Consider the following 16,148-nt stretch of genomic DNA (forward strand, 5'->3'; position numbering starts at 1 on the left):
TCTACGTTACACGCTAGCACGGATGTCAAATGTTCTTGACAGCGAGCCGCCCAGACATGAGCTCGGGGAGAAGGGCGTCGCGGGTCGCGGCGAGGCGCTCATTCTCCTGAGCCAACGCGGCCGTCAGCTCAAGCAGCGGCTGCGCGGCCCGATTGAACCCATCGAAGACGGAAGTGTCACTGGGCCAGGCAACGGGGAGCCGCTTGAAGGTCGCCCTCGACAGCTCTAGGAACGTTGCACCGTTCGCATGGGCCAGATAGTCGTCAACGCGCGACTGCATCTCAAAGAACAACCACAGCTGCCCCACCGGGTTCTTCGCCTTGGCGACTATGAACCCCTGGTTGACGGCGACTGGGCGAAACGCCCATGCGAAAGCGCCGATCGTTGCTCGCGAGGTCATGAGGATGCTGCCGGGCTGGTGCAGCTGAGAAGCACACGCGCTCAGGCCAACATCTGTGATCGTTCGGCTCGTCTCGAAGAGGACGGGAGCCGTCAGAGCCGTGACATCGGTTGGCGTGGCCCACCTGATGGGTCCGCCCCAGTACTCAGGCGTACCGGTCCGCGGCGTCCCCCCACCCTGCACCTCCACGACGTCGTCGTAGGTGAGCCACTTGGATTCTGCTCTGCGCGACGCCTCGGCGAACTGGAGACGCGCCAGAGTCCAGGACGAGTCCAAAACTCGCTCGTTGGCGGCGATCTTGTCGTCAAGCGCTCCCAGGACGTCGGCGATGGCGGTTTGGGTGGCGAGGTCAGGAAGATCGCACTCGAACTCGTAGATCTTCCTAGGGCTTGTGTGTCGGACGGTCGTACCCGAGGCTGTTCCAAGGACGAACGCGCGGTAGTCATCAAGTCGCAGCCGATAGGCCAGGAACCGGAGGTCGACGTCCTCGTCCTTGGCTACTACGCGCCCGATCCGTTGATTGTGAAGATACTCGCGTCCCGGTGGCACTAACGCCGGAAGACCGAGGGTGTCTCCTTCCCGGCTGAGGTCAGTCATCGTGATGAGAAGGTCGCCCGACACTAGCCGATAGCCATCGGGAACCGGGCCAGAGAAGGTCTTCGGCTTAGCCTCCCGAAACCCTCCTCCTCGCGCGAAGTTTCCAGGCGTGACAAGGGTGGGGAAGCGGGGATCGTCCGAGAATTCCGCACCTGGAAACGCGAACCCATGAACCACCTCAATGACGTCCCCAAGCCTCATGACAGCCGTCCCAACTGTTCGCGGACGACGGCGTCGAGGCGGGCGGACTCGTCCATCGCCTCGAACAGCTCCTTGGTCAGGCGCTCCACCTTCTCGTCGAGGGGTTCGCCATCGGCCTCGACCGCCGCGGTGCCGACGTAGCGACCGGGGGTCAGTGCGTAGCCCGCGGCCTTGATCTCCGCCGTCGGAACAGATCGGCAGAAGCCGGGCACGTCGTCGTACTCGCCCTCGATGCCTCGCCAAGCGGCGAAGGTGCCCGCGATCTTGGCGATGTCGTCATCGCTCAGGGCGCGCTCCGCCCGGTCGACCATGTGGCCGAGGTTGCGGGCGTCGATGAACAGCGTCTGGCCGCGGCGGTCCGTCATCGCCTCGCCGGCGGCGCCCTTGTTCTTGGCCAGGAACCACACGCACACCGGGATGCCGGTGGAGCGGAACAGCTGCGTGGGGAGCGCCACCATGCAGCTCACCACGTCCGCCTCCACCATCTCGGCGCGGATCTGACCCTCGCCGCCGCTGTTGGACGACATCGAGCCGTTGGCCATCACCACGCCGGCCTGGCCATGGGGGGTGAGCTTGCTGAGGATGTGCTGCAGCCAGGCGTAGTTGGCGTTCCCGGCCGGCGGCACGCCGTAGGCCCAACGGGCGTCGTCCTCGCGGCGCGCCCAGTCCTTGATGTTGAACGGCGGGTTGGCCATGACCACGTCGGCCTTGAGGTCCGGGTGGAGGTCGCGCGCGAACGTGTCGCCCCAGGTGGGCCCGAGGTTGCCGAGGATGCCGTGGATGGCCAGGTTCATCTTCGCCATCCGCCAGGTGCGCTCGTTGAGCTCTTGGCCGTAGACGGAGATGCTGCCGGGCGAGCGGTGGTGGGACTCGAGGAACTTCTCCGCCTGGACGAACATGCCGCCGGAGCCGCAGCAGGGGTCGTAGACGCGGCCCGACGTGGGGCGCAGCACCTCGACGAGCACCCGCACCACGCCCGCGGGGGTGTAGAACTCGCCGCCGCGCTTGCCCTCGGCGCGGGCGAACTTCTCCAGGAAGTACTCGTACACCTCGCCCAGGAGGTCGCGGGCCTTGGTGGCGCCGGCGCCGGTGAAGCGGGCGCCGTTGAGCAGGTCGATCAGCTCCGAGAGGCGGCGCATGTCCACGCTGGACCGGTTGAACACCATGGGCAGCGTCCCGGCCAGCGACTTGTTCTCCTCCATGAGGCGGCGCATGGCGTCGTCGACGAGCTCGCCGGTGGACTTGTCCGGCGTGCCCTTGGCGTGCGCGGCGAGGTAGGACCACCGGGCCTCCTGCGGCACCCAGAACACCTGGGAGCCGGTGTACTCGTCGCGGTCCTCGAGCGTCTCGGCGACGGTGGCCTCGTCGTAGCCCTCGATGATGAGTTCCTCGCGGATCTGCTCGCGGCGCTCCTCGAACGCGTCGGAGACGTACTTGAGGAACACCAGCCCCAGCACGATGTCCTTGTACTGGCTGGCGTCCAGCGAGCCGCGCAGCTTGTCAGCCGACTTCCACAGCAGGTCTTTGAGCTCCTTCGCGGTGCTGGGCGCGGCGGGGGCGGCGGGTGTTCTGGCCATGGTCAGCGGGTCTCCAGGGTGAGGGTGGTGGTCTCGCAGGCGTCGAGGAGCGAGTCCTCGAACGAGTTGAGGGCGTCGAGCTGGGCTGTGAGCTCGGCCCGACGCTGCCCAATCCTGTCAGCCGCCGCAGACAGCGCGACGCGCTGGGCTGGGTCGAGCGGGGTGAGCCGCCACTGGGGCGGCCTGGTGCCGTGCGGCGCGGCGGCGACGGCGCGGGCCAGCTGCTGGGCGGTCACGGGCGCGTCAGTGGTGAGGCGCAACGCCCGGGCGGGGGCGGCGACGAGCGAGCCACCGTCGAGGTCAAGGACGGCGGCCGGGCCCGGGCCGAGGATCACGTCGCCCGGCTGCGTCAGCCACGTGCGCGGGCGGCCGAGGGCGGCCAACCGGTCCACGCGGACGGTCCGGGCGAGGCGGCCGCCGTCGGCGGTCCAGACGGTGAGGTCGCCTTCGCCTAGCTGATCGGGCGAGATCCGGGAGCCGGCGAGAAGCCTGAGCCAGCCGTCGTCGAGGCCTGTCTGGGCGGTGATCTCGGACCGGGTCCTCCGGGCGCCGGAGCCGAGTGGGAGCGGGAGCGTGCCCAACCCCACCGCCTCGGCCTTGGCCTCCAACTCCGCGGGCGTCGGGGCCTGCGCGCGCCGTCCTGTTGGCGCCTGGGAGATGGCGACGAGGGAGCCGCGGCGAGCGAGGAGGTGCCGGGTGAGGGCTGGGCGCAGCACCCGCCACGCGCGGTGCTGCTGGGCGGGAAGGTCCTGCGCGGCGACCGTCAGGTCCACCACAAGGTCGGCGGTCACCTGCGGTAGGTCCACGCCGGTGAGGTCCGCGACGAAGGTGCGGTGCTGGTCGAACGGCAGCTCGTCGCGCTCCGCCACCAGCCAGAGCGCCAGCGCCTCGCGCGGGTGGGCCGGGCGGCATCCCGCCGGCAGCTTGACGACGGCGCGGACCACGCCGTCGCGGAGGAGTGCGTCGCGGGCGACAAGATCCCCTGCGGGATCGGCGAGCAGCCTGGCGGGGCCGAGCACCAGCCGGACCTGGCGGTCGTCGCCGAGCGCGGCGCGCGCGAACAGCTCCGAAGGGTCTGCATCGAGGGCTGCGTCGACGGCGACGGCCCAGCCGCGCTCGTCGGGCACCGCCAGCGCGTCCCACTCCCCCACCTGCAGGACCCGCCGGGAGTGGCGGCCCACCGGCGACTCGTCGATCCGGATCCCCACCGGCGCGGGCCACTCCGGGGGGAGGTGCTGCAGCCAGGAGAAGCCGGTGCCGGCCGAATCGAGCAGAGAGGGTTGCGGGGAGAGGTCCGCGAGCCCCACGGCGGCCCGGGCCACCAGTCCTGCAGCCGCGTCAGACAGCCCTGCGGCGGCGAAGGGCGGGAGGTGGCGGACGAGGCAGTCGTCGGCGAGCCACCGCATGGCGTCGGCCGCCCCGAAGCGTTCGTCGAGGAAGGCGTCTACCGCTGCAGCCGTCTCAGTCAGGCCGTCGCCGAGGGCCAGGACCTCACTGCCGAAGCAGTGGAGCCTGTCCCACGCGTCGAGTCCGCCGAGAGCGGCGCCTCTGTGAGCGTCGAGGTCGTCGACGAGCTCCTCCCCGTAGGCCGCCCGGAACGCGAGCACGGCGGACAGCTCCATCGCCCGGGCCACGTCCGTGCGCGCCTCGACGAGCATGCCGAGCAGCGGCAGCGCACGCTCAGGCTGCGGGTTGTTCCCGCGCCCGTGCTCCGCCAGCCAGCCGACGACCCGCTCCGCGTCGAACAGCCCTGCGCTGTCAGGCTCAGGGAAGGCGTCGGCCCCTGCGTAGCGCTTGCGCCACATGGAGACGACGGGGCGGCGGACGCGCGCGATCATCGACACGTCGGTAGCTGTGATGAGCATGGCGCCCTCCCCTCGGCGATCACAGTAGCCGAGCATCGCCACTTGGGTCTTTGTGCTGCGATAATCCCCCTTATCGCACGCTGTCGCGACATGAGAAGCCAGCCTTGGGATCGTGGATCCATCGTCGACCCCAAGGAGACACCGTGACTACCACGCCACAGTGGCAACAACAGCCCAGCGCCCCCATGCCCACCCCTCCGCCGCTCACCAGGCCGTGGTACCGCAAGAAGCGCGTACTGATCCCTGCGGGCCTCCTGGTGCTGGCCGGTATCGGCGGCGCCTTCTCGGATCCGGCCGAGACTGCGGCACCCGTGGCCGCCCCCGCCTCCAGCTCCGCCCCTGCAACGAGTCCGTCGAGTCCTGCTGCATCACCCGCCGCCAGCAGCGCCCCGTCGAGCACCGCCGCCACACAGCCGGAGGAATCCCCGGCGCCAGAAGCCGACCCCTACGCCGAGCGCTTCGGCGCCTTCGCCACCATCACGCAGAGCGGCACCGGCGACTCGGTGATCCAGCTGCCGGCCGACGCCGAGGCCGCTCTGGTCACCGCCACCCACGAGGGCAGCGCCAACTTCGTCCTCCAGACGCTTGACGGCTCGAACCAGCTCGATGACCTGCTCGTCAACGAGATCGGCACCTACTCCGGCACCGTCTCCTACGGCCTCATGGGTGGCGAGCCCACCATGCTGCAGATCACGGCGGACGGTTCCTGGACGGTCCAGATCGATCCCGTCACCGCTGCTCCCGTGGCACCGGCACAACTCAGCGGGGCCGGCGACGCCGTGTTCAAGTACGAGGGTGGGGCGGCGGTCGCGGCCGTCACCCACGACGGCGGTGCAAACTTCGTCCTCCAGCAGTCCGACGGCACCTGGCCCAGCCTGCTGATCAACGAGATCGGCGCCTACGAGGGCAGCGTCCCCTTGATGGCCGGCCCGTCTCTGCTGCTCGTCAAGGCCGACGGCGCCTGGACCATCGCCACCTCCTGAAGCGGGGCCTGCGGTCCGTCACGCCTCGTGCGGATGTGCGGCCCAAGACGGGCGGTGAGGCACGCCAACCCCACGAGCAGCCGCCGGCGAGCCTGGTGAATTGGGGGGCACCCGGCTCGTCGGCGGCCCTGGGGCGGGTCCCAGCCCCGGGCGCCGGCTGGCTCACCCAGCTGAGAGGGGTCGCCGCCCCCATCCCGAAGCGACGAGCCTCAGAGGGACTCAAGGGACGTTCGTTGTCAGCCTACGTTTCATAGGCTTCGAGGCCGCTGCGCGGCACCTCAGCCAGCGGGAGAGAGCTGCGCGGCACCTCAGCCACCGGGAGCGGCCGCTCGTCTCAAGCGCTCAGCCAGCAGAAGAGCCGTCCCAGGACTCAGCCCCGGCGGGGCCAGGAATACGGAGGCGTCGTGGTCCGCTGGGAGCGGATCGACGGGGGCGGCGCGGCGCAGTGATGCCCAACCCGACGATCACCCAGCTGACGTCCCGCCTGGACTGACCCGCACCAGGGGCCGTCCCGGCGAACCGCGCCCGAAGCTAACCACGCCACACGGAGACCAGTGCGTGGAGACGGGAGACGAGGCCCGGGCGGCCTCACCACCCGGCCACCGCCAAGACTGAACCCCCAAGTCAGACCACGCACAACGGCCGCCCGGGCCTCGACTCACGGGTCCGCGCACCGGCTGAGCGGGTCCCCATCCGCTGGTCAGCCTGCGTTTCATAGGCTTCGAGGCCGCTGCGCGGCACCTCAGCCAGCGGAGTGGACCGCTGCGCGGCACCTCAGCCAGCGGAGTGGGCCGCTGCGCGGCACCTCAGCCAGCGGGAATGACGCCTCAGTCCGGAACGTTGTCCTTCAGTTCGGCCAACCACGCCGTCGCCGACACGTCCGACGGCATCCGCCAATCCCCCCGCGGCGACAACGCCCCACCCGAGAGCACCTTCGGCCCGTTGGGCATCGCCGAACGCTTGAACTGGTTGGCGAAGAACCGACGCAGGAACACCGACTCCCACTTCTTGATGGTGGCCAGGTCGTAGGCGGTACGGTCCGCCTCCGGGTACCCCGAGGGCCAGTGGCCCGCGTCGACATCCCGCCACGCATGGTGCGCCAGGAACGCGATCTTGCTCGGCCGGTAGCCGCGGCGCAGCACGCCGAACAGGGTGAAGTCATGCAGGGCGTAGGGCCCGATCGAGTCCTCCGTGGACTGCGGCTTCTGTCCCTCCCCCACCGGGATCAGCTCGGGCGAAATCTCCGTGTTGAGGATCGACGACAGGGTCTCGTTGACCCCGCTCTCCTCGAACTGGCCGGTGCTGATCACCCAGCGGATGAGGTGCTGCATGAGCGTCTTCGGGACTCCCGCGTTGACGCCGTAGTGGCTCATCTGATCACCCACACCGTAGGTGCACCAGCCGAGCGCCAGCTCGGACAGGTCCCCGGTGCCCAGCACGATCCCGCCGCGCTGATTCGCGGCGCGGAACAGGAAGTCCGTGCGGATGCCGGCCTGCACGTTCTCGAAGGTCACGTCGTAGACCGGCTCATCGTCGCCCGCGGGATGGCCGAGGTCCTTGAGCAGCTGGGTGGCCATGGCCGTGATGTCGACCGTCTCGAACGTGACGCCGAGCGCCTCGGCGAGCAGGGTGGCGTTGTTCTTCGTGTGCGACGACGTGGCGAAGCCGGGCAGCGTGAACGCCAGGATGTGGGTGCGGGGCAGCGACAACCGATCGCACGCCTTCGCCGCGACAATCAAGGCGTGCGTGGAGTCCAGCCCTCCACTGACGCCGATGACGATCTTCGGCGACTTGGCCGCATCCCCTCCCCCGATGGCCTTCATCCGCCGCTCCAGCCCGGAGACCTGGATGTTGTACGCCTCGTAGCAGTCGTGGTGCAGCCTGGCCGGGTCGTCGGGCACGAACGGGAAGCGGTCCAGCGGGCGCCGCAGCCCGAGATCCCCCGAAGGGGGCCGGACCGCGAAATCGATGCTCCGGTACTCCCCAACCCCGACCGCCCGCCGGTTGTCCTCGAACGACCCCTGCCGGATCCGCTCCTGGCGCAGGCGGTCCAGGTCCACGTCGACGACGGTGCGCTGCGCCGCGTGCGGGAAGCGCTCGGTCTGGCCCAGCAGCTCGCCCATCTCGTAGACCATCGTCATGCCGTCCCACGACAGGTCCGTGGTGGACTCGCCGAAGCTGGCCGCCGCGTAGGCGTAGGCGGAGTTGTTGCGGGCGCTGGCGGAGCGGGCCATCAGGTGCCGGTCCTCGGCCCGCCCCACGGTGATGGGGGACGCGGACAGGTTGAGTTGCACCGTCGCGCCTGCCATCGCGGCCAGCGACGACGGCGGCACGGGCACCCACATGTCCTCGCAGACCTCGACGTGGACGGTGAGGCCGGGCACGTCCCGGGCCTCGAAGAGCAGGTCCGTGCCGAAGGGGACCTCGCCGAACTCGGCCGGCCACCCGGGCCTGTGGAGGGTGCCGAAGTCCAGGTCCGCGCCGTCAGCGAACCAGCGCTTCTCGTAGAACTCGCGGTAGTTGGGCAGGAACGCCTTCGGCACCACGCCGAGCACATGCCCGCGGTGGATCACCACTCCGCAGTTGTAGAGCCGGTTGCCTGCGCGCAGCGGCGCCCCCACGACGATCAGCGGCAGCAGGTCCGCGGTCGCCTCCGCCAGCTCGACGACGGCGCGGTCCACGGCGTCGAGCAGCACGTCCTGCAGCAGGAGGTCGTCGATGGCGTACCCGGAGAGCGACAGTTCGGGGAACACCGCCACCGCGACACCGTCGTCGTGGCACGCCTTCACCTCAAGCGAGATGGCATGGGCATTGGCGGCCGGGTCCGCGATGATCACCGGAAGCGTGCAGGCCGCAACCCGCGCGAACCCGTGGCGGTACAGCGAGGAGAACTCCATGGGCGTCAGTCTTGCACGCACCACGGCGGCTTCATGAGAGTTCTCCCATCGACGGCTCACGGGCGCCTCACCGACGCCCGGCAGGCTCATCTCACCGGCCGGTTGGGACCGGCGGCCCGGGCCGACACCCGGCGGACGAGGGACTGGAGCAGAGATGCCGGACGACAGCTCACCCACCAAAGTGGTGCTCTACAGCCACGACTCGCAGGGCCTCGGCCACGTGCGTCGCAACCTCGCCATCGCGCACCACCTCGCCGCCGCGCTCCCCGCGCTGACCGGCCGGCCGGTCTCCGGCCTGCTGGTCTCCGGCCTCCCCCGCGCCAGCGCGTTCCCGCTCCCGGCCGGCTTCGACTGGCTGACCATCCCCGGCATCGCGAAGGACGGCGGCGAGTATCACCCGCGACACCTGGACGCCGGCACCGACGACCTGATCCAGCTCCGCTCCTCGGTGCTCGAGGCCGCGCTGCTCGGCTTCGCGCCGGACCTGGTTGTGATCGACCGCCACATCTACGGCGTCCGCAAGGAGCTCCGTCGCCCCCTGCGCCGGCTGCGAGCAGCGCGCCCCACCACCCGCGTCGTCCTCGGGCTGCGGGAGGTGCTCGACGCCCCCGACGTGGTCGCGGCGGAGTGGCGTCGGCTCAAGAACCCGATGAAGCTGCGCGACCTGGTGGACGAGGTGTGGGTGTACGGCGACCCGCGGATCCACGATCCCATCGCCTCCGGCGAGGCTCCCCCCGCGCTGATCGACCGGATCCGGTTCACCGGCTATCTGGCGGAGGGGCGTGCCGACGCCCCCGCCGCGACCCTCGCCGCCGATCCCCCGTTCATCCTCACCACCACCGGCGGCGGCTCCGACGGCGTGGAGCTGCTGCGCGCCGCCGTCGCCATGGAGGTTCCCCCCGGGCACCGGCACCTGGTGGTGACCGGGCCCCAACTCGACGACGACGCCCACGCCGAGATCGCCGCGGCCGCCGGCCCGCTCACCGACGTGCACCGCGACCTTCCCGGCCTCCCGGACCACATCCGGGCCGCCTCGGCCGTGATCGCGATGGCCGGCTACAACACGGTGTGCGAGGTCCTCGCCACCGCCACCCCGGCGCTCCTGGTGCCTCGCGAGCAGCCCCGCACAGAGCAGCTGATCCGCGCCCGCTCCATGGCCCGCGCGGGTGCCGCTGACCTCCTCCGGGCCGGACACGCCACCCCCGCCGCGCTGGGTTCCTGGGCGGCCGACGCCGTCCACCGTCGCGTCGACCGCTCCGGCATCCGCCTCGACGGCCTGGCGGTCACCGCCGGCTACGCGGCGACCCTGCTCAACGCGGACCGCTCCCGCTACCTCGTGGGGGTGGGGGCATGACCCGCATCGGCTACGTCCTGAAGGTCTATCCGCGCTTCTCGGAGACGTTCATCGTCACCGAGATCCTGGCCCGCGAGGCCCACGGAGACGACCTCTCCATCTACGCCCTGCGTCCCACCACCGACGCCCGCTTCCACCCCGAGATCGCCCGGGTGGAGGCCAACGTGACGTGGATCTCCCGGTACCCGAAAGGCGCCGACCTGTGGGCGCGGATCGCCGACGCCGTCCAGGACCCGGCCATGCGGGACCGCTTCGCCGCGACCCTCCCGCACCTCGCGGAACTCCCCGGCGACGAGGTGGCCCAGGGGGTGGAGCTGGCGCAGGCGGTCGTGGCCGACGGGATCACCCACCTGCACGCCCACTTCGCCACCCTCGCCGGGCGCGCCGCCTGGATCGCCTCGCGCCTCACCGGGGTGCCGTTCACGCTCACCACGCACGCCAAGGACATCTTCCACGAGTCGGTCGACCTCGCCTGGCTGCGCCGCCTGGCCGCCGACGCGGACCGGGTGATCGCCATCAGCCGCTTCAACCTCGCACACCTGGAGCGCGTCCTCGACGGGACGGGCGCCCGCATCACCCTGCAGTACAACGCGCTGGAGCTGGACCGCTTCCCCTTCCGCGACCTCCCCGAGCCGGGCCAGCGGCTCACGGTGGCTGCCGTCGGCCGGTTGGTGGCGAAGAAGGGGTTCGGCAACCTCATCGACGCCGCCGCCCAGGCCACCGCCGCGGGGCTTCCGCTCCGGGTCACCATCGCCGGAGACGGCGAGCTCGCGCCCGCGCTGCAGGCACGGATCGACGAGCTGGGCCTCCGCGGCACCGTCCGCCTGGTCGGCCCCCGCACCCAGACCCAGATCCGGGCCCTGATCGAGGAGGCCGACGTGTTCGCCGCCCCTTGCATCCCCGCCGACGACGGCAACGTCGACGGCCTCCCCACCGTCGTCCTGGAGGCGATGGCCGTGGGCACGCCCGTCATCGCCACCGCGGTCACCGGCCTGCCGGAGGTGGTCCTCGACGGCGAGACCGGCGTGCTCCTGGAGCCCGGGGATGTGACCGGACTGGCCGATGCCCTGTCCGCGTTCGCCGCCGGTCGGCTGCCCGCCGAGGCAATGTCGGCCAACGCCCGCGCCCTCATCGAGGAGCGCTTCGACAGCCGCCGTCACGCCGCGACACTCAGCGCCTGGCAGAACGGAGCCGACCGATGAGGATCGCCTACGTCTCAGTGGACCCCGGCATCCCGGTGTTCGGCACCAAGGGCGCCTCCGTGCACATCCAGGAGGTGGTCCGCGAGTTCCGCGCCCGCGGCCATCAGGTCACCGTCTACGCCACCCGCATCGGGGAGCACGTGCCCGAGGACCTGGCCGGCCTCGACGTGGTGCCCGTCGCCGTCGCGAAGGGGGATCCGGCCGCCCGCGAGCGCGCCCAGCGGACCGCCTCGGACATGATCGCCCGGCTCGTCATCGACGGCGGCGCGGACCTGGTCTACGAGCGCTACTCCCTGTTCAGCACGGCCCTGGCGCTGGCCGGCGCGGCGCTGGGCGCCCGCACCGTGCTGGAGGTCAACGCCCCCCTCATCGAGGAGCAGCGCACGCACCGCGACCTCGTCGACGAGCCCTTCGCCTGGGCGGCGCTCCGCGCGCAGGTCAAGGCCGCCTCGGCCACCGTGGGCGTCTCGGACCCGGTGCGGGACTGGGTGCGGCGGCACACCGACGGCGGCCGCGTACACACCGTCGCCAACGGGGTGGGCGTGCAGCGCATCGCGCCCCAGCCGGAGTCTCCGGGGGCGCCGGTGGTGACGTTCGTGGGCACCCTCAAGCCCTGGCACGGCGTGTCAGACCTGGTGGAGGCCGCCGCGCTGGCCCGCGTGCGCTGGCGGCTGCGGATCATCGGCGACGGGCCGGAGCGCGGCGCCCTCGAGCGGCTGGCGGCCCGGCGGGGTGTCGAGGTGGACTTCCGCGGCGCCGTCGCCCCGGCCGAGATCCCGCGGCACCTGGCGGGCTCCGCCGTCGGCGTGGCGCCCTACCCGGCGTCGCCGGCGGACGGGGACCAGTATTTCTCGCCGCTGAAGGTCTACGAGTACCTCGCGGCCGGGCTGCCCGTGGTGGCATCGGCCGTCGGGCAGCTGCCCGCGATCCTCGACGGCGACGGCGTCCTGGTGCCGCCGTCGGACCCGGCCGCCCTGGCGGGCGCGCTCGATGGCCTGGCCGCCGACCCCGCGCTCAGGTCGCGGATGGGCCGCCTGGCCAGGGCGCACGCCGTCGAGCGGCACAGCTGGGCCGGCGTGGTGGATCGCATCCTGGCCCTCGCGGAGGCGGGCGATGAGTGACCGCACGCGGCTGGACCGCTCCGCGATGGCCCGCACCCTGGCGCTGCTGCGCCCCGACCTCGTCGGCCACCGGCGCCTGATGCTCGGCGGCACCGGGGTGCTGCTGCTCGAGGTGGTGTTCCGGGTGCTGGAGCCGTGGCCGATGAAGTTCGTCGTCGACGCGGTGAGTGCCTCGCTGGGCGCCGACCTCGGCGCGGGCCAGGCCCCCGCCACCGTCGGCCTGCTCGTCTGGTGCGGCGTGGCGACGGTGGTGATCGTGGGGCTCCGGGCGCTCAGCAACTACCTGGCAACGGTGGCGTTCGCGCTGGTGGGGTCGCGGGTGGCCACGACGCTGAGGGCACGCGTGTTCCGTCATGTGCAGGGCCTGTCGCAGCAGTTCCACTCCCGCAACCGCAGCGCCGACACGGTCCAGCGCCTCGTCAGCGACGTGGGCCGGATGCAGGAGGTGGCCGTCACCGCGGGTCTGCCGCTGGTGGCCAACCTGCTCACGCTGGCGGTGATGCTGGTGGTGATGCTGGTGCTGGACCCGCTGCTGTCGCTGGTGGTGGTGGCGGCCATGGCGCTGTTCTTCGTGGGCTCGGTGGGCACCTCGCAGAAGATCGCGGTGGCCTCACGCCAGACCCGCAAGGGCGAGGGGCAGCTGGCCAACACTGCGCAGGAGTCGCTCTCGTCGATCCGGATCGTGCAGGCGTACGGCCTGGAGGAGCACATCGCCGGCCGGTTCTCGTCGGCGAACCACCGCTCGCTCAAGGAGGGCGTGAAGTCCCGGCGGCTGGCGGCCGGGTTGGAGCGCCGCACCGACGTCATCGTCGGGCTCGCGACCGCCGTCGTCCTCGTCGGCGGCGGCCTGCGCGTCCTGGACGGCGCCATGACGCCGGGCGATCTGGTGCTGTTCACCACCTACCTGCGCACCACCATGAAACCGCTGCGCGACATGGCGAAGTACACCGGCCGGATCGCGCGGGCCAGCGCCTCGGGCGAGCGGGTGGCGGACCTGATGGACATCGCCCCCGAGGTGGTCTCCCCGCGGCGCTCAGTGACCCCGCGGGCTGTGCGGGGCTGGGTGCGGTTCGACTCCGTGGTGGCCGGCTACGGGAGGACGACGGTGCTGCGCGGGGTGACGCTGACGGCCCGCCCCGGCGAGAAGGTGGCCGTCATCGGCCCGTCCGGCTCCGGCAAGTCCACGCTGGTCTCGCTGCTGGTGCGGGCGCTGGACCCCCAGCTCGGCGAGGTGACCCTGGACGGTCATCCGCTGCGGGAGCTGGACCTGGGGCACCTGCGGGCCAACGTCTCGCTGCTGGCCCAGGAGGCGGTGCTGTTCACGGGCACCATCCGGGAGAACATCCGGCTGGGAAGGCAGGACGCCACCGACGTGGAGGTCGAGATCGCGGCGCGCGCCGCGCACGCCCACGAGTTCATCCTCGACCTCGAAGACGGCTACGACACCGTCGTCGGCGAGCGCGGCGGCACCCTGTCCGGCGGGCAGCGGCAGCGCGTCGCCATCGCCCGCGCGCTGCTGCGCGACGCCCCAGTCGTGGTGCTCGACGAGGCCACCACCGGCCTGGACCCGGAGTCCGCCCGGCTGGTCCTCGACGCGATCGATACCCTCGTCGAGAACCGCACCACCCTGGCCGTCACCCACGACGTCGAGATGGCGCTCCGCTCGGACCGGGTGGTGTGGCTGGAGGACGGCAGGATCCTGCGCGAGGGCTCGCCGGCGGCGCTGCTCGCCGACGACCCCTCGTTCCGGGCCTGGGTGGAGGCCAGCGGCCGCACCCCCGACGAGATCCGGATGGGCACGCGATGAGGACCGACGAGGTGGTGGCGCTGCTGCTGGACCCGCCGTCGATCTCGGAGCTGACGGGGCGCGAGGCTGTGGTGTCGCGGCTGCGGATCAAACCGGGGGTGTCCGTGGTGGCGGCGCTGGCGGACGCGCGGACGGGGGAGGTCGACGGGTGGGCGCGGGTGCTGTGGCCGGCGAGCCGGGCCAAGACGGAGAAGGCGGAGGAACGGGCAGTCCGGCGCGGCCAGCGGTACCGCCTGCGGACGCTGGACGGCGACCTGGTGCTGGAGAGCGGTGAGGTGTGGGCGGACCCGGTGCTCGCCGGCGCACTGCGGGGCGCTGCCGTGGCCGGGGTTCTGGGGGTCGACGATCCGGTGCTGCGCTACAACCCTGCCCGGCGCCTGGTGGTGCGCCGGGCAGCGACGACGGTGCGGGTGGCCGACGAGGCGGACCCGACGGCGCTGGCGCTGGACACGGTGTTGGTCGCAGCCGGGGTGCCCGTGCCTGGGCGGATCGACGACGGGTCGCGGCGGGGGGTGCGCATCCAGCGGTTCGTGGGCGACACCGACCTGGAGCGGACCCCCGACGTGGCCGGCACCCGCGCGGCGGGGGTCGCGCTGGCTCTCCTGCACGGGGCCGTCGGGGCGGTACCGGTGCAGGTCGCAGGCTGGTTGGCGGCTCGGCAGCCGGACCTGGCGGCGCAGGGCCGCGCCCACGCGGAGATCCTGGCGCCATTGGAAGCAGGCCTGGCCTCCCGGGTCTCCGTCCTGACCGATCGGGTCGCGGCCCTGTGGGCGCGGGTCGGGCGCGGGGGCGCCCTGCTGCACGGCGACTTCTCCCCGGACCAGGTGCTGCTGGAGCGGCAGACCGGGCGGGTGTGGCTGACGGACCTGGACCGGGCCACTGTCGGCGCACCGGCGGCGGACCTCGGCTCCTACCTGGCCTCCGCCGCCCCCGGGCTCGGGGAGGCCCTGCTCGATGGGTACCGCGCGGGCGGCGGCAGCATCCCAGGCGATGCGGAGCTGCGGGTGGGTCGGGCGCGAGCGGTGCTGCTGGGCGCCGTCGATCCCCTGCGGCGGGCCGATCCGGGGTGGCGCGCGGGTGTCGCGGGGCGGTTGGACCTCCTCGAGGAACTGGTGTGACGGGCGTGTCGCGGGCGTTGTCCGCGCTGCGGGAGCTGCCAGGGGTGAGGCGCGCGTGGCCGGCGAGCGACGGCTCGCTCACCGTCGAGGTGGTGCGCGACGCGTCGCTTCTGGCCGGGCGGCTGTCCGCCGACGGTGGGCTGCGGCTCGCCGGGCACCGCCGCGACCCTCGTCTCCCCGGGCTGACGCCGTCGGGAGGGCGGCTGGTGGTGCACCGGCTGCACAGGCGGGCCGTGGTGCTGCACCCGGACCGGGCGACGAAGGTGCTGCGGCCCGGGCGGGCGGCGGGGGTCGCGGCGGTGTCGTCGCGGATGGGCGAGGCGTGCCGACGGGCCGGCCTGGGCGCCGCGGCAGTGCGGGCCGTGGCGGAGGATCGGCTGGAGTTCGAGCTGCTCCCAGGCCGGACCCTGCATGAGCTCGGCGACGACGGCCTCGACGGGTGGCGCGAGCTCGCGGCCCGGTGGCCTCTGCTGGCACGGCAGCCGGTGAACGTGCCTGCCCACGACGCGGCCGCCGAGGTCGCGGTGCTGCGGCAGTGGCTGGGGCACGCTGAGCTCTTCGGGTCCCTGCCGCGGATGGCGGAGCTGGCCCGCGCCGTCGACAGGACGTGCGGGGGGCTCGCGGACGCACCGGACCCCGCGGTGACGCTGCACCGCGACCTGCACGACAAACAGGCCTTGTGGGACGGGGATTCGCTCGCCCTACTGGATCTGGACACCGCGGCCCGGGGCGAGGCGGCCCTGGACCTGGCGAACCTGCTCACTCACGTCGACCTGCGGCACGCTCAGGGATCGCTTCGGGAGCCAGGACCCGTCCGCGAGGCCCTCGCCGGCGTCGTCGAGGAGCTGCGGATCAGCCCGGAGCGGCTGGCGACCTACGGAGCGGCGGCGCGGCTGCGGTTGGCGTTCGTCTACTCGTTCCGGCCCTCCGCGGGGCGCTGGCTCGACGCCTGGGTGGACCGCACCCTCACCCACGCACCCCTCTCAGGCTGACAGCCGAGGTCACGATTCGGCGACGGTTACCGCC

Annotated in this window: 11 protein-coding genes; 7 read left to right on the forward strand and 4 right to left on the reverse strand. The window is 72.2% G+C overall.

Annotation, left to right across the window (positions count from 1 at the left end; all coding sequences use genetic code 11):
- Nucleotides 1-25 precede the first annotated feature (25 nt).
- Genes ACZK39_RS05790 through ACZK39_RS05800 form a run of 3 tightly spaced genes read right to left on the reverse strand, consistent with a single transcriptional unit; the run spans nt 26 to nt 4,640 of the window.
- Nucleotides 26-1,198, reverse strand: a complete 1,173-nt coding sequence (locus ACZK39_RS05790) for a restriction endonuclease subunit S (RefSeq protein WP_463612803.1) — start codon at nt 1,196-1,198, stop codon at nt 26-28.
- Nucleotides 1,195-2,775 carry a type I restriction-modification system subunit M gene (locus ACZK39_RS05795; RefSeq protein ID WP_463612804.1) on the reverse strand — a complete coding sequence of 527 codons (1,581 nt, stop codon included), beginning with the start codon at nt 2,773-2,775 and terminating at the stop codon, nt 1,195-1,197. The genes ACZK39_RS05790 and ACZK39_RS05795 overlap by 4 nt, the downstream gene beginning before the upstream one ends.
- 2 nt (nt 2,776-2,777) lie before the next feature.
- On the reverse strand, nt 2,778-4,640 hold the full coding sequence (locus tag ACZK39_RS05800) for a hypothetical protein (protein WP_463612805.1): 1,863 nt from the start codon (nt 4,638-4,640) through the stop codon (nt 2,778-2,780).
- 143 nt (nt 4,641-4,783) lie between these two features.
- Here ACZK39_RS05800 and ACZK39_RS05805 point away from each other — a divergent pair, with 143 nt between their 5' ends.
- Entirely contained in the window at nt 4,784-5,623 is an 840-nt protein-coding gene (locus ACZK39_RS05805) for a hypothetical protein (RefSeq protein ID WP_459055775.1), read from the forward strand.
- A gap of 827 nt (nt 5,624-6,450) precedes the next feature.
- Here the strand turns inward: ACZK39_RS05805 and ACZK39_RS05810 are convergent.
- Nucleotides 6,451-8,520 (reverse strand): NAD(+) synthase, encoded by a 2,070-nt coding sequence (locus ACZK39_RS05810; RefSeq protein WP_463612806.1) that lies wholly within the window; start codon nt 8,518-8,520, stop codon nt 6,451-6,453.
- Nucleotides 8,521-8,674: 154 nt separating this feature from the next.
- Here ACZK39_RS05810 and ACZK39_RS05815 point away from each other — a divergent pair, with 154 nt between their 5' ends.
- The 6 genes from ACZK39_RS05815 to ACZK39_RS05840 are packed head-to-tail and all read left to right on the forward strand — an operon-like array spanning nt 8,675 to nt 16,114.
- Nucleotides 8,675-9,874, forward strand: coding sequence for a glycosyltransferase family protein (locus tag ACZK39_RS05815; RefSeq protein ID WP_220491006.1), 1,200 nt, complete (start codon nt 8,675-8,677; stop codon nt 9,872-9,874).
- Complete coding sequence (locus ACZK39_RS05820; protein ID WP_463612807.1) at nt 9,871-11,076, forward strand: glycosyltransferase family 4 protein; 1,206 nt, start codon at nt 9,871-9,873, stop codon at nt 11,074-11,076. Before ACZK39_RS05815 ends, ACZK39_RS05820 begins: the two co-directional genes overlap by 4 nt.
- Nucleotides 11,073-12,197, forward strand: a complete 1,125-nt coding sequence (locus tag ACZK39_RS05825) for a glycosyltransferase family 4 protein (RefSeq protein WP_463612808.1) — start codon at nt 11,073-11,075, stop codon at nt 12,195-12,197. The genes ACZK39_RS05820 and ACZK39_RS05825 overlap by 4 nt, the downstream gene beginning before the upstream one ends.
- Nucleotides 12,190-14,004, forward strand: coding sequence for an ABC transporter ATP-binding protein (locus ACZK39_RS05830; RefSeq protein WP_220491007.1), 1,815 nt, complete (start codon nt 12,190-12,192; stop codon nt 14,002-14,004). Before ACZK39_RS05825 ends, ACZK39_RS05830 begins: the two co-directional genes overlap by 8 nt.
- The gene (locus tag ACZK39_RS05835) at nt 14,001-15,122 is read left to right on the forward strand and encodes a phosphotransferase family protein (RefSeq protein ID WP_463612809.1); all 1,122 of its coding nucleotides are present in this window, start codon (nt 14,001-14,003) and stop codon (nt 15,120-15,122) included. The genes ACZK39_RS05830 and ACZK39_RS05835 overlap by 4 nt, the downstream gene beginning before the upstream one ends.
- Nucleotides 15,119-16,114, forward strand: a complete 996-nt coding sequence (locus ACZK39_RS05840) for a hypothetical protein (protein ID WP_463612810.1) — start codon at nt 15,119-15,121, stop codon at nt 16,112-16,114. The genes ACZK39_RS05835 and ACZK39_RS05840 overlap by 4 nt, the downstream gene beginning before the upstream one ends.
- Nucleotides 16,115-16,148: the final 34 nt, after the last annotated feature.

Source organism: Tessaracoccus luoxuelianae (genome assembly GCF_055326245.1).